This window comes from Acidovorax sp. (assembly GCF_027492855.1).
GTDB lineage: Bacteria > Pseudomonadota > Gammaproteobacteria > Burkholderiales > Burkholderiaceae_C > Acidovorax.
The window spans coordinates 1-14,436 of the sequence record NZ_JAPUDY010000066.1 but is presented as its reverse complement, the minus strand read 5'-3'; the positions used below and the strand labels follow the sequence as shown (position 1 = coordinate 14,436).

Genomic DNA, 14,436 nt, shown 5'->3' with positions numbered 1-14,436 from the left:
GCTCCATGAATGGCATCACCCCTTCTCGCAGCGACGACTGGCTGTTGACCCCCGACAACGCCGTCATCACCTTCATCGACTATCAACCGGACCAGTACGCTGGCATGCAATCCATGCCCGTGGACGAGTTGCTGGTCAACGTTGTCACGCTCGGTCAGTTGGCTACCGCCTACGCACTGCCCGTGGTGCTGTCTACCGTAGGCATGAAAATGCGCGGCATGAAAGGCACCAACACGGAGTTGCATGCCGCGCTGAACAACGCCCCCGAGATCGACCGCAACACGCTCAACTCATGGGAAGACCCCGATTTCCGCGCCGCCGTCGAGACAACCGGGCGTAAAAAGCTCATCGTGGCCGGCCTCTGGACCGAAATCTGCGTAGCGTTTCCCGTGCTCGACGCCCTGCACGCAGGCTATGAGGTGTATGTGGTCGAAGACGCGATCGGCGGCGTCAGCAAAACCGCGCACGACGCCGCCATGCGCCGCATGGAACAAGCGGGCGCCCGCCCCATCACCGTGATCGGCCTGGCTGGCGAGCTGCAGCGCGACTGGAGCCGCCCCGGCGCAGATCGTTTGCGCGCAGTGCTAGGCAGCTATTTCGGCGGCCACCATGCGCTCAAGAGCCGCCGCTGAGCCCCGCGCTTCGAAACGCCCCATTCACTGAAAAACAAAGAATCCCATGTCCCATCTGCTGCCTGAGCAATGCGCTCATTTTTCTGATCTGTTCGATCAGCTAGGCCTGTCCAGCACGCCCGCCGACATCGCTGACTTCATCAATGGCCACCGACCCCTCAAAGGCCAGATATTGCTGGCCGACGCACCTTTCTGGTCGGCCGGACAGGCCCAGTTCCTGCGCGAAGAAATGCAGCGCGACGAGCCGCCGTGGAGCGAATTGATCGATCAATTGAACACCGCCTTGCGCGGTTGAGTACGAAAGGACTTGAGCCGTGGCCCTCCCACCCCCACCCCACCGCTATGCCGCGCGCGTATCCATCGTTGGTGAAGACACGCCCATTCGCCGCGCGCTGCCCCACCGCGAACGCCGCACTGTTGGCGCCTGGTGCTTTCTGGACCATGCAGGCCCGGTGCAATTCGGCCCCGGCAAGGGCCTGCACGTCGGCGCGCACCCGCACATCGGGCTGCAAACCTTTACCTGGTTGATCGAGGGCGAGGTAATGCACCGCGACTCGCTTGGCAACGAGCAGGTCATCCGCCCCGGCCAGGTCAACCTGATGACCGCCGGCCGCGGCATAGCCCACACCGAGGACTCTGTGACCGACGGCGGCCGCCTGCACGCCGCCCAGCTGTGGATCGCCCTGCCCGATTCGCAACGCCACCGTGAGCCCGCGTTCTGCAACTATGCCAATCTGCCAGTGGTGCAGGCCGACGGCTTCACCGCCACAGTATTGGCTGGCACGGCACTCGGCCACACCGCGCCCACCCAGGTCTATAGCCCGATGGTTGGCATCGACTTCGCCAGCAAAAGTGCCGCGCGCACCCAATTGGCACTGAACCCTCAGTTCGAATACGCCGTGCTGGTGCTAAGCGGCTCGGCCCAAGTCGAGGGCGAGGCGCTGGAGCAAGAGGAGTTGCTGTATTTCCCCCCCGGACGCGGCACACTCAGCCTCCAAACCGACAACGCGGCCCAATTGCTGGTGCTGGGCGGCGAGCCCTTCGCTGAAGATATTTTGTTGTGGTGGAATTTCGTCGCCCGGACCCAGGCCGAAATGGAACAGGCGCTGTCCGACTGGAATGCCGGAAACGAGCGCTTCGGTAGCGTGCAGCCCGGCAGCATTGCCGCACCGTTGCAGGCCCCCAGCCTGGCTGGTGTGCAACTCAAGGTTCGCAGCTAAAAGTCAGAGTCCACTTTCTTGTCTTGAAATGGACCAATGGGCGCTCTTGCGTTGGAGCTTGAAAAAATTTCACCTGCAAGGACTATCGAAAGCTGGAGGCTGAATGGCGCAGGGCGGGGTAAATCGGATCGGTGCAATTTTCAGAACACCACCAGACCCCGAAAGACAAAGAAAAACCGCCACAACCTGGGGTTTCCAGAGTGTGGCGGTGTCTTGTATGGTGGAGCTGGCGGGAATTGAACCCGCGTCCGCAAGCCTTCACCGGGCAGATCTACATGTTTAGCGGTCTGTTTTGAATCTCGCCGCCTGTGTCGCGCAGTCGCACGCTACACAGGCCGCCAGCACCCTATTTTCTCGCTTCAATCCAAGGTACCCGGATCAAAGCCAGCCCATGTAATTATCCTTGCAGCCGGGAGGCACTGATTGCTCAGAACCCCCTTGCCCAGCCCATCGGCCAACTGTTGCAAGGCTCACTGGCAATTAAGCAGCGAGTGCGAAACGTTCGTCGTTTGCAGTTAGTTTTTTAAATCGAGATTTACGAGCGTGACTCAAGCTCGACATGCACCACGCCGATTCCGAACCCACGTCGAAACCAGGACAGCCCCAAGTCCTCTATTTTAGGCGTATGCGAGCAGTTGCAAGAGCTCCGAGGGAGATTTAATTGTTGCGTGTGCTCCCCATTCCCTGGGGTCGGTTTTGGCGCCCAGATAACCATAGGTAGCAGCCACTGTGCCCATGCCCGCAGCCAGGCCTGCAACGATATCGCGTTCGTCATCCCCTACATAGATACATTGCTCAGGGGGCAATTGCAGACGTGCAGCGGCCTCCAGCAAGGGGGCGGGGTGCGGCTTCGCGTGGGGAGTGGTGTCGCCGCTCACAACCGCCCCGGCGGTAACAAACAACGGAATCGCGCGGGTCAACGGCTCGGTAAAACGTGCCGCTTTGTTGGTGACCACACCCCATGCCATGTTGCGTTGCAAAATCTGGTCGACCAGCTCTGGTACGCCTTCAAAAATCGTGGTGTTCTCAGTCATCCGCGATTCATAGTTTGCGAAGAATTCTTCCCGCAAAGCGGCAAATTCTGGGTGATCCGGGGTCATGCCAAAGGCTTCCCCCAGCATGCCACGCGCGCCAGCGCCCGCCATGGGCCGATACCGCACGGGGGGCAAAGAGGGCAAACCGCGATCCGTTCGCATTTTGTCGGCGGCGGCGCCCAAATCCGGGGCGCTGTCTATCAGCGTTCCATCCAGATCAAAAAGTACGGCGCGAATGTTATGAAACATAGGCACCACCTCAAACTGCACGCCGGGTGGCAAACAAATAATTCACGCTGGTGTCTGCACTGAGCCAATACCGCTTCGTCAACGGGTTGTATTCAAGGCCTTTGGTGTGCAGAACATCGAGATGGGCGCTGCGGCAGGCGGTGGCTAGCTCGCTGGGGCGAATCATCTTGGCATATTCGTGCGTACCACGGGGCAGCATGTTCAACACATACTCCGCGCCGACAATGGCCAACATGAATGCCTTGGCATTGCGGTTGATGGTGGAGAAAAACACCCATCCGCCCGGCTTCACCAACTCCGAACACGCGCGCACCACGGATGCGGGGTCTGGAACATGTTCCAGCATTTCCATGCACGTCACCGCGTCAAAGCTCGCGGGCTGCTCTTTGGCCAGCGCTTCCACGCTGATTTCCTGGTAGCGAATATTCTGGGTTCCTGCTTCCAGCGCATGCAACTGCGCCACACGCAGTGCCTTGGATGCCAGATCGATACCCAATACATCGGCACCTTTGCGTGCCATGGAATCGGCCAGGATGCCGCCGCCACAACCCACATCCAGCACCCGCTTGCCAGACAGTCCGCAAAACCCATTGATCCAATCAAGTCGCAGCGGATTGATCTGGTGCAAGGGGCGAAATTCGCTGTCCGGGTCCCACCAGCGGTGGGCTAGTTCTGAAAATTTGGCCAGCTCGGCCGGGTCTGCGTTAACGGTGTCACTCATACCAGTCATTGTCCATGAAGGCGGAGCCAGAAAGGCTCCAGACGCAAAAAAGCCCCGTTACCGGGGCTTTTTTGTGAAGCAATCCGAAGATTACTTGGCAGCGGCGCGGGTACCGACCACTTCGATTTCCACGCGGCGGTTCTTGGCACGGCCTTCGGCAGTCTTGTTGTCAGCCACGGGTTGCTTTTCACCCTTGCCTTCGGTGTACACGCGGTTCTTTTCGATGCCCTTGGACACCAGATAAGCCTTCACGGCTTCAGAACGGCGGACCGACAGCTTCTGGTTGTAAGCATCAGAGCCCACGGAGTCGGTGTGACCCACGGCGATGATGACTTCCAGGTTGATGCCCTTGACCTTGGAGACCAGATCGTCCAGCTTGGCCTTGCCTTCTGGCTTCAGCACCGACTTGTCGAAGTCGAAGAATGCGTCAGCGGCGTAGGTCACCTTGGTGGCCACAGCGGGTGCTGGTGCAGGTGCGGGTGCTGGAGCGGCAGCAGGTGCTGGAGCGGCAGCAGGTGCTGGAGCAGCTGCGGCGGCAGGAGCGGGAGCAGCGATAGCACCGTCGCAACCAGCGGCAGCCGTTGCGGGCGTCCAGTTGGCATCGCGCCAGCAGTATTCGTTGGTACCGTTCTTCCAGACGATGCCAGAAGCGTTTCTCCAGTTGTCAACGGTTTGTGCGCCAGCGGCGGTTGCGAGCGCTGCAGAGGCAAACAACATCGCCACTTTGTTCAGTTTCTTCATGGTTCTCCTCTTGGGGAAAAAGCCGCAGCCGCGCTGCGAATCAGGACGCTTGGGATGACCACCACCCAAAGCGTTCGAATGATTGTGCCATACGTAACTGGGCAAAAGCGGTGGTGACGGCCCGAGGCCCGTAGGACAAAACCTGAATTGCTTCGATATGTTGCGTGGTCGCTACACGGTCTTACCCCTAAAATGACTCTCCTTTGCCACCGCCGCCGCCCTCCAATGACCCAGTTTGCCAAAGAAACCCTGCCCATCAGCCTTGAAGAGGAGATGCGGCGCAGTTATCTCGATTACGCGATGAGCGTGATCGTGGGTCGGGCCCTGCCCGATGCGCGCGACGGCTTGAAGCCTGTGCACCGCCGCGTACTTTTTGCGATGCACGAGCTCAACAACGATTGGAACCGGCCTTATAAGAAGTCGGCCCGTATCGTGGGTGACGTGATTGGTAAGTACCACCCGCACGGCGATTCGGCGGTGTACGACACCATCGTTCGGATGGCGCAGGACTTCTCGCTGCGCCACATGCTGGTGGATGGCCAGGGCAATTTCGGCTCGGTGGATGGTGACAACGCGGCTGCCATGCGATATACCGAAATCCGCCTGGCGAAAATCGCGCACGAAATGCTGGGCGACATCGACAAGGAAACCGTCGATTTCGGCCCCAACTACGACGGCAGCGAAAAAGAACCGCTGGTTTTACCCAGCAAGCTCCCCAATCTGCTGGTCAACGGCTCGGCCGGTATTGCGGTGGGCATGGCCACCAACATCCCGCCGCACAACCTCAACGAGGTGGTGGATGCGTGCCTGCACATGCTGCGCAACCCCGAAACCACCATCGACGAGTTGATGGAGATCATCCCGGCCCCTGACTTCCCCACAGCCGGCATCATCTACGGCATCAATGGCGTGAAGGACGGTTACCGCACGGGGCGTGGGCGCGTGATCATGCGCGCCCGCTGCCATTTCGAGGACATCGACCGCGGCCAGCGCCAGGCGATCATCGTGGACGAGCTGCCCTACCAGGTCAACAAGAAGACGCTGCAGGAACGCATGGCCGAGCTGGTGCACGAGAAGAAAATCGAAGGCATCAGCCACATCCAGGACGAGTCCGACAAGTCGGGCATGCGCCTGGTGATCGAGCTCAAGCGCGGCGAAGTGCCCGAGGTGGTGCTCAACAACCTGTACAAGCAGACGCAGTTGCAAGACACCTTCGGCATGAACATGGTGGCACTGGTCGATGGCCAGCCGCGCCTGTGCAACCTCAAGGACCTGATCGTCGTCTTCTTGCAGCACCGCCGCGAAGTGGTGACGCGCCGCACGGTGTTCGAGCTGCGCAAGGCGCGCGACCGGGGCCACGTGCTCGAAGGCCTGGCCGTGGCGCTGGCCAATATTGACGATTTCATCGCCATCATCCGCAACGCCCCCACCCCGCCGGTGGCCAAGTCCGAACTGATGGCCCGCTCGTGGGACAGCAAGCTGGTGCGCGAGATGCTCACCCGCACGCGTGCCGACGGCGGCGTGATCAGCGCCGACGACTACCGCCCCGAGGGCCTGGAGCGCGAATTCGGCATGGGCCAGGACGGCCTGTACCGCCTGTCGGAAACCCAGGCACAAGAAATTTTGCAGATGCGCCTGCAGCGCCTGACCGGGCTGGAGCAGGACAAGATCGTGGCCGAGTACAAGGAAGTCATGGCGGTCATCGAAGACCTCCTGGACATCCTGGCCAAGCCCGAGCGCGTCTCCACCATCATTGGCGACGAGTTGACTTCCATCAAGCAGGAGTTCGGCCAGCACAAACTGGGCGCCCGCCGCAGCGTGGTGGAGTACAGCGCGCAGGATCTCTCCACCGAAGACCTGATTACCCCCACCGACATGGTGGTGACGCTTTCGCACACGGGCTACATCAAGAGCCAGCCCCTGTCCGAATACCGCGCCCAAAAGCGCGGTGGGCGCGGCAAGCAGGCAACGGCAACCAAAGAAGACGACTGGATCGACCAGCTTTTCATCGCCAACACGCACGACTACATCCTGTGCTTCTCCAACCGGGGCCGCCTGTACTGGCTCAAGGTCTGGGAAGTGCCCGCCGGTTCGCGCGGCTCGCGCGGGCGGCCCATCGTCAACATGTTCCCGCTGCAGGATGGCGAGAAGATCAACGTGGTGCTGCCGCTCACGGGCGACATGCGCACCTTCCCCGCCGATCGCTATGTGTTCATGGGCACGAGCATGGGCACCGTCAAGAAGACGGCGCTGGATGAATTCAGCAATCCCCGCAAGGGCGGCATCATTGCCGTCAACCTCGACGATGGCGACTACCTGATCGGCGCCGCACTCACCGATGGCAAACACGATGTGATGCTGTTCAGCGACGGCGGCAAGGCCGTGCGCTTTGACGAGAACGACGTGCGCCCCCTGGGCCGCCAGGCGCGCGGCGTGCGCGGCATGATGCTGGAAGACGGCCAGAGCGTGATCGCCATGCTGGTGGCCGAGGACGAAACCCAAAGCGTGCTCACCGCCACCGAAAACGGCTATGGCAAGCGCACCAGCATCACCGAATACACGCGCCATGGCCGTGGCACCAAGGGGATGATTGCGATCCAGCAAAGCGAACGCAACGGCAAGGTCGTGGCCGCCACGCTGGTGCACGCCGACGACGAGATCATGCTGATCACCGACAAGGGCGTGCTGGTGCGCACCCGCGTGTCCGAGATCCGCGAGCTGGGCCGCGCCACACAGGGCGTCACGCTGATCGCACTGGACGAAGGCTCCCAACTCAGCGGCCTGCAGCGCATTGTTGAAAACGATGCCAACGTGGCCGACCCCGAGGTGGATGGCGAAGGCAACACCGACGGCGAATCTCCCGCAGCCTCCAACACCCCGGAAGCACCCGACGCCTGAGCCCGCCCTGCGGGTGCAGCTCCGATGGGATGGCACCCGACGTGCTATTAAAAGTAAAGCTGCTAGCGCTTATTCAATAAGCGCTAGCAGCCTTTTTGATTGATAAACATGACCCGCCCCTACAACTTCTCGGCCGGCCCGGCCGCCATCCCCACCGAAGTGCTGGAACAAGCCGCCGCCGAAATGCTGGACTGGCACGGCAGTGGCATGGGCGTGATGGAGATGAGCCACCGTGGCAAGGAGTTCCTGGCCATCTACGAGCAGGCAGAGTCCGATCTGCGCACGCTGCTGGCCGTGCCCCCCGACTTCAAAATCCTGTTCATGCAGGGTGGCGGGCTGGCCGAAAACGCCATCGTGCCGCTGAACCTCTCACGCGCTGGAACGGTCGATTTTGTGGTGACGGGCAGTTGGAGCCAGAAGTCGCAAAAGGAAGCGCGCAAGTACGCCTCGGAGGTGAACATCGTGGCGTCCGCCGAAGACACCGGCTTCACCACCCTGCCCGACCCGGCCTCCTGGACGGTCAGCCGGGGCGCAAGTTATCTGCACCTGTGCAGCAACGAAACCATCAACGGCATTGAGTTCCACCAGTTGCCCGACCTGAAGGCCCTGGGCAGCGATGCGCCCCTGGTCATTGATTTTTCGTCGCACGTGGCGTCGCGGCCTGTGGATTGGAGCCGCGTGGGCCTGGCTTTTGGCGGCGCGCAAAAGAACCTGGGCCCCGCGGGCCTGACCCTGGTGGTGGTGCGTGACGACCTGCTGGGCCATGCCCTGCCCGCCTGCCCCAGCGCCTTCGACTACAAAATCGTGGCCGACAACCAGTCGATGTACAACACCCCGCCCACCTGGGGCATCTACATGGCAGGCCTCACCTTCCAGTGGCTCAAGCGCCAGACCGAAGGCAGCCTCACCGGCGTGGCCGCCATGGAGCAGCGCAACATCGCCAAGGCCGCCCTGCTCTACAACGCCATCGACAGCTCGCAGCTGTATGTGAACAAGGTGGCCGCCAACTGCCGCTCGCGCATGAACATCCCGTTCTTCCTGCGCGACGAAAGCCGCAACGACGCGTTCCTGGTCGGTGCCAAGGCGCGCGGCCTGCTGCAACTCAAGGGCCACAAGTCCGTGGGCGGCATGCGCGCCAGCATCTACAACGCCATGCCGCTCGCGGGCGTGCAGGCGTTGGTGGACTACATGCGAGAATTTGAGCAAAAGCAAGCTTGAAAAAGCGCCCGGTACAAAAACTGCTTCAAGAGCCCGCACAGACGCTCCACCGTCCATGAACAATCCCCAAGCCTCGCCTGATCTCGCCAGCCTGCGCGTACAGATCGACTCCATCGACCAGCAACTGCTCACGCTGCTCAACCAGCGCGCACTGGTGGCCGAGCAAGTGGGCGAAGTCAAGAAACGCGAAGGCACGCCCTTCTTCCGCCCCGACCGCGTGGCGCAGGTCATCGAGAAGATCCAGACCGCCAACCCCGGCCCGCTCAAGGGAGCACATGTGGCCGCCATCTGGCGCGAGATCATGTCGGCCTGCCTGGCGCTCGAATCGCCCCAGCGCGTGGCCGTGCTTGGCCCCGAAGGCACCTTCTGCGAGCAGGCTGCCATCGAGTTTTTCGGCGGTGCGGCCGATCTCATGTATTGCGCCAATTTCGACGAGGTGTTTCACGCCACCGCTGCGGGCAGCGCCCAATATGGCGTGGTGGGCGTGGAGAACTCCACCGAAGGCGTGGTTACACGCTCGCTCGACCTCTTCCTGCACACCCCCACCCACGTGGTGGGCGAGGTGAGCCTGCTGGTGCGGCACAACCTGCTGCGCACCACCAACTCGCTCGACGGTATCGAAGTAGTGCTGGCCCACCCGCAGGCGCTGGCGCAGTGCCAGGCCTGGCTGACCAAACACCTGCCACATGCCGAACGCCGTCCGGTGTCCAGCAATGCCGAGGGCGCCCGCCTGGCCACCACCAACCCCGCCTGGGCAGCGCTGTCCAGCGAGCGCGCCGCCGCCCAGTTCGGGCTGCACATCGTGGCGCATGCCATCCAGGACGACGCCTACAACCGCACGCGTTTTGCCATCATCTGCCTGCCGCACACGCTGCAAACACCCCCGCCATCGGGCAAGGACTGCACCAGCCTCGTGGTGTCGGTGCCCAACCAGCCCGGCGCAGTGCACGACTTGCTGGTGCCGCTCAAGACACACGGTGTGTCCATGACGCGTTTCGAGTCGCGTCCCGCGCGCACCGGCCAGTGGGAGTACTACTTTTATATCGACCTCGACGGCCATCCCGCGCAACCCCATGTGGCGCGGGCGCTGGAAGAACTGCGCAGCCTGTGCGCGTTCTACAAGGTTCTGGGCACCTACCCCGTGTCTTCCTGAGGAGCGCCGCCATGTTTGAACAACTCGGACTGATCGGCTGCGGGCTCATGGGGGGCTCGTTCGCCCTAGCCATGAAAAAAGCGGGCCTCGTCAAACGCGTGGTGGGCTACAGCAAGTCACCCTCCACCACCGACCGCGCGCGCCAGTTGGGCGTGATCGACGTCGAGGCCCCATCGGCCCTGCTCGCCGTGGCGGGCGCCGACATTGTGCTGGTGGCCGTGCCCGTGGCCGCCACCGAAGCCACCCTGAAGGCCATCAAGCACCTGGTCACCCCCCAAATGCTCATCATGGACGTGGGCTCGACCAAGGCCGACGTGGTGCAGGCCGCGCAGCGCGCCTTGCGCGACCAGGTGGGCTCGTTCGTGCCCGCGCACCCGATCACGGGGCGCGAGGTGTCGGGCGTGGAGCATGCCGAGGCAGACCTCTACAGCGGGCGCCAGGTCATCCTGACCCCTACCGAGCGCACCCTCACCGTCCAGCTTCAAAACGCTGAAAAGCTCTGGGCCGCGCTGGGCAGCCGCGTGACCAGCATGTCGCCCGAATCGCACGACGCAGCCTTCGCCGCCGTCAGCCACCTGCCCCACCTGCTGGCCTTTTCCATGATGAACAGCATCACGGGGCAAGCACATGGCGACGATTTCCTGTCCCTGGCAGGCCCCGGGTTCCGGGATTTCACCCGCATCGCAGCCAGCGACCCCAAGATGTGGCGCGACATCCTGCTGGCCAACCGGGAGGAACTGCTCGCCCAGTCCAAGCTGTTCCAACAGTCGCTGCGCAACATCGAGCAGGCCATGGAAAAAGGCAATGCGCAGGCGCTGGAAGACATGCTGACCCTGGCCAGCGAAACCCGTGCCCACTGGCGCATGGGAGCGAAACGCAAGTAACCCCCTGAGTCGCCTTCGGCGCCTTCCCCCAAGGGGGACGCACCCGGTGGCCTGGCAAAGCCAGTTCCACGGGTGCACTGGGATGGGTCTGCGCCAGTTGCGAAAAGCGCTGGCGCCAACGGACGAAAGATACCGATGTACAGCACTGCCTTCCTCGATCTGCCCCCGCTGCAAGCGGCCGCGGGTGAAATCCACCTGCCCGGCTCCAAGAGCATCTCCAACCGCGTGCTGCTGCTGGCTGCGCTGAGCAACGGCACCACCGCCGTGCACGACCTGCTGGCGTCCGACGACACCCGCGTGATGCTGGACGCCCTGCGCCAGATCGGCTGCACCGTGGATGAAACAGCGGGCAGCAATAACAACACCGTGCGCATCACCGGCCTGGGCGGGCGCACACCCCAATCGCCCGCAAAACTCTTCATGGGCAATGCCGGCACGGCCATGCGCCCCCTCACGGCAGCGCTGGCGCTGCTGGGTGGCGAGTTCGAGCTGTCGGGCGTGCCGCGCATGCACGAGCGCCCCATTGGCGACCTCGTCGATGCCCTGCGCCAACTGGGCTGCCAGATCGACTACCTGGGCAATGACGGCTACCCGCCGCTGCGAATCGCACACAGCCAGGGCGTGCCCGCGCTGGCGCTGAACGAGCCCATCCGCGTGCGCGGCGACGTATCGAGCCAGTTCCTCACCGCCCTGCTCATGGCGCTGCCGCTTGCGGCGGGCACGCAGAGCATCGTGATCGAAGTGGTGGGCGAGCTGATCTCCAAGCCCTACATCGCCATCACCCTGCAATTGCTGGCGCGTTTTGGCATCGTGGTCGAACACCAGAACTGGCAGCGCTTCACGATTGCCGCAGGCAGCCGCTACCAGTCGCCGGGCGACATCCATGTGGAGGCTGACGCCTCTTCCGCTAGCTATTTCATAGCACTTGGGGCAATCACATCAAGCGGTAGCAGCCCAAAAGGCATCAAGATTTTGGGGGTGGGGCTGGGCTCCATCCAGGGCGACATCCGTTTTGTTGAGGCAGCGCGCGCCATGGGCGCCCTGGTCACGGGCGGCCCCAACTGGTTGCAGATCGAACGCGGCGCCTGGCCCCTCAAAGCCATTGAGCTGGACTGCAACCACATTCCCGACGCCGCCATGACGCTGGCCGTGATGGCGCTGTATGCCAACGGCACCACCACGCTGACCAACATCGCCAGTTGGCGCGTGAAAGAGACCGACCGCCTGGCGGCCATGGCCATCGAGTTGCGCAAGCTCGGCGCCACGGTAGAAGAAGGCGCAGATTTCATCCGCGTCACCCCGCCCGCCAAGACTGCAGACTGGAAAGCCGCCAGCATCCACACCTACGACGACCACCGCGTGGCCATGTGTTTTTCGCTGGCGGCCTTCAATCCGGCCCGCTTGCCCGTGCGCATCGAAGACCCGAAGTGCGTGGCCAAGACCTTTCCGGACTATTTCGAAGCCCTGTTCTCGGTGGCCCAGGTCGCCACGGCGCACATTCCGGTGATCTGCATCGACGGCCCCACCGCCTCGGGCAAGGGCACGGTGGCAGCTGCCGTGGCGCAGCGGCTGGGCTATCGCTTTCTCGACTCGGGGGCGATGTACCGCGTCACCGCGCTGGCCGCCCTGCGCGCGGGCCTGGCCATTGACGCAGTGCACGAAACGCGCATCGCCACCATGGCCCAGACCCTGCCCGTGCGTTTTGAAGGCGGCCGGGTGTTGCTGGGCAACGACGACGTGACCGAAGCCATCCGCACCGAGGAAGCCGGGATGAACGCCTCCCGCGTGTCCGCCCTGCCCGCCGTGCGCACGGCGCTGATCGACCTGCAGCACAGCTTCCAGCGCCTGCCGGGCCTGGTGGCCGATGGCCGCGACATGGGCACCGTGATCTTCCCCGAAGCCCCGCTCAAGGTCTATTTGACGGCCAGCGCCGCCTGCCGCGCGGAGCGCCGCTATAAACAGTTGATTTCAAAGGGTTTTTCGGCTAATATCGAAGACCTTCGCGCGGACCTAGAGGCGCGCGACCTGCGAGACAGTTCCCGCAGCGTCGCACCCTTGAAGCCCGCGCAGGATGCTCTGGTCCTCGACAACTCCGATTTGACGATTGATGAAGCCGTCGAACAGGTGTTGATCTGGTGGCAAGAGCGCCAGCCCTTCGCAGCTGCTGCGCAGGGCTGAGACGTGTGGGGCCTTCACTCAACCTGAGGCCCCGCAGGCAAGACCGAAAGGCTTTGCCACAGGCCCACGCCGCCCCTCTCGCGCGCCAGCGCACAGGCGGTGTGGATCGTTAACCTAACCCGCGGCTCTGCCGCAAAAAACCACCGCAAGCAGCTATAAAAACGACAGCAATGGTGCTGCCGGAATCCTGTTTGTGGCAAGGAAACACATGTCCGAATCTTTTGCCGCCCTTTTTGAAGAATCTTTGCAGCGTACGGAAATGCGCCCAGGCGAAGTGATCACCGCCGAAGTCGTGCGCGTCGAGCACAACTTCGTGGTGGTCAACGCCGGCCTCAAGTCCGAAGCCTACGTGCCGCTGGAAGAGTTCAAGAACGACAAGGGCGAAGTCGAAGTCCAAGTGGGTGACTTCGTGTCGGTGGCCATTGGCTCCATCGAAAACGGCTACGGCGACACCATCCTGTCGCGCGACACCGCCAAGCGCCTGGCTTCGTGGATGAGCCTGGAAAAGGCCCTGGAATCCGGCGAATTCGTCACTGGCACGACCAGCGGCAAGGTCAAGGGCGGCCTCACGGTGCTGGTCAACGGCATCCGCGCCTTCCTGCCCGGTTCGCTGATCGACACGCGTCCTATCAAGGACCTGACGCCCTACGAAAACAAGACCCTGGAATTCAAGGTCATCAAGCTCGACCGCAAGCGCAACAACGTGGTGCTGAGCCGCCGCGCCGTGGTGGAAGCCTCCATGGGCGAAGAGCGCGCCAAGCTGATGGAAACCCTGAAGGAAGGCTCCATCGTTCAAGGCGTGGTCAAGAACATCACCGAATACGGTGCGTTCGTGGACCTGGGCGGCATCGACGGCCTGCTGCACATCACCGACATGGCATGGCGCCGCGTGCGTCACCCATCCGAAGTGGTGACGGCTGGCCAGGAAATCACGGCCAAGATCCTGAAGTTCGACACCGAGAAGAACCGTGTCTCGCTGGGTCTGAAGCAAATGGGCGACGACCCATGGATGGGCGTGAACCGCCGCTACCCACAAGGCACCCGCCTGTTCGGCAAGATCACGAACATTGCCGACTACGGCGCGTTCGTCGAACTCGAACCCGGCATCGAAGGCCTGGTGCACGTCTCCGAAATGGACTGGACCAACAAGAACATCGCTCCCGCCAAGCTGGTTTCGCTGGGCGACGAAGTCGAAGTCATGGTTCTGGAAATCGACGAAGACAAGCGCCGCATCAGCCTGGGCATGAAGCAGTGCAAGGCCAACCCATGGCAAGAATTCGCACAGGACACGAAGCGCGGTGACCGCGTCAAGGGTCCGATCAAGTCGATCACCGACTTCGGCGTGTTCGTGGGCCTGGCTGCCGGCATCGACGGCCTGGTGCACCTGTCCGACCTCTCGTGGAACGAACCCGGCGAAGCCGCTGTTCGCAACTACAAGAAGGGCCAGGAAGTGGAAGCCATCGTGCTGGCCGTGGACGTGGACCGCGAACGCATCTCGCTGGGCATCA

General features: G+C 62.6%; 12 protein-coding genes and 1 other RNA gene. 9 read left to right on the top strand and 4 right to left on the bottom strand.

The features are described 5' to 3' along the window. Positions 1-5: 5 nt before the first annotated feature. Genes Q0105_RS12480 through Q0105_RS12470 form a run of 3 tightly spaced genes read left to right on the top strand, consistent with a single transcriptional unit; the run spans position 6 to position 1,852 of the window. Positions 6-632: a hydrolase gene (locus Q0105_RS12480; RefSeq protein ID WP_298212223.1), complete on the top strand. Its 627-nt coding sequence runs from the start codon at positions 6-8 to the stop codon at positions 630-632. A gap of 46 nt (positions 633-678) precedes the next feature. Beyond that, a complete protein-coding gene (locus tag Q0105_RS12475; protein WP_298212222.1) occupies positions 679-927 on the top strand; it encodes a DUF2789 family protein in 249 nt (82 codons plus the stop codon). Positions 928-946: 19 nt separating this feature from the next. Further along, a complete protein-coding gene (locus tag Q0105_RS12470) occupies positions 947-1,852 on the top strand; it encodes a pirin family protein (protein ID WP_298212220.1) in 906 nt (301 codons plus the stop codon). Between the two features lie 218 nt (positions 1,853-2,070). Here the strand turns inward: Q0105_RS12470 and ssrA are convergent. The 4 genes from ssrA to ompA all read right to left on the bottom strand — a co-directional run bounded on the left by ssrA (position 2,071) and on the right by ompA (position 4,597). Continuing rightward, positions 2,071-2,457, bottom strand: a transfer-messenger RNA (tmRNA) gene (ssrA, locus tag Q0105_RS12465). 12 nt (positions 2,458-2,469) lie between these two features. Continuing rightward, positions 2,470-3,135, bottom strand: a complete 666-nt coding sequence (locus tag Q0105_RS12460) for an HAD-IA family hydrolase (RefSeq protein WP_298212219.1) — start codon at positions 3,133-3,135, stop codon at positions 2,470-2,472. A gap of 10 nt (positions 3,136-3,145) precedes the next feature. Continuing rightward, a complete protein-coding gene (ubiG, locus tag Q0105_RS12455; protein WP_298212217.1) occupies positions 3,146-3,856 on the bottom strand; it encodes a bifunctional 2-polyprenyl-6-hydroxyphenol methylase/3-demethylubiquinol 3-O-methyltransferase UbiG in 711 nt (236 codons plus the stop codon). Between the two features lie 90 nt (positions 3,857-3,946). Next, positions 3,947-4,597, bottom strand: coding sequence for an outer membrane protein OmpA (ompA, locus tag Q0105_RS12450; protein WP_298212215.1), 651 nt, complete (start codon positions 4,595-4,597; stop codon positions 3,947-3,949). A 225-nt stretch (positions 4,598-4,822) separates the two neighbouring features. Here ompA and gyrA point away from each other — a divergent pair, with 225 nt between their 5' ends. From gyrA to rpsA, 6 genes are all read left to right on the top strand, one after another. After that, complete coding sequence (gene gyrA / locus Q0105_RS12445; protein ID WP_298212213.1) at positions 4,823-7,495, top strand: DNA gyrase subunit A; 2,673 nt, start codon at positions 4,823-4,825, stop codon at positions 7,493-7,495. A gap of 108 nt (positions 7,496-7,603) precedes the next feature. Then, the gene (gene serC / locus Q0105_RS12440) at positions 7,604-8,713 is read left to right on the top strand and encodes a 3-phosphoserine/phosphohydroxythreonine transaminase (RefSeq protein WP_298212211.1); all 1,110 of its coding nucleotides are present in this window, start codon (positions 7,604-7,606) and stop codon (positions 8,711-8,713) included. Between the two features lie 55 nt (positions 8,714-8,768). Further along, positions 8,769-9,866 carry a prephenate dehydratase gene (gene pheA / locus Q0105_RS12435; RefSeq protein WP_298212209.1) on the top strand — a complete coding sequence of 366 codons (1,098 nt, stop codon included), beginning with the start codon at positions 8,769-8,771 and terminating at the stop codon, positions 9,864-9,866. 11 nt (positions 9,867-9,877) lie between these two features. Then, positions 9,878-10,750 (top strand): prephenate dehydrogenase/arogenate dehydrogenase family protein, encoded by an 873-nt coding sequence (locus tag Q0105_RS12430; protein WP_298212207.1) that lies wholly within the window; start codon positions 9,878-9,880, stop codon positions 10,748-10,750. Between the two features lie 135 nt (positions 10,751-10,885). After that, positions 10,886-12,928, top strand: a complete 2,043-nt coding sequence (locus Q0105_RS12425) for a bifunctional 3-phosphoshikimate 1-carboxyvinyltransferase/cytidylate kinase (RefSeq protein ID WP_298212205.1) — start codon at positions 10,886-10,888, stop codon at positions 12,926-12,928. 208 nt (positions 12,929-13,136) lie between these two features. Further along, a partial coding sequence (rpsA, locus tag Q0105_RS12420; RefSeq protein ID WP_298212203.1) for a 30S ribosomal protein S1 occupies positions 13,137-14,436 on the top strand: 1,300 nt, incomplete at its 3' end.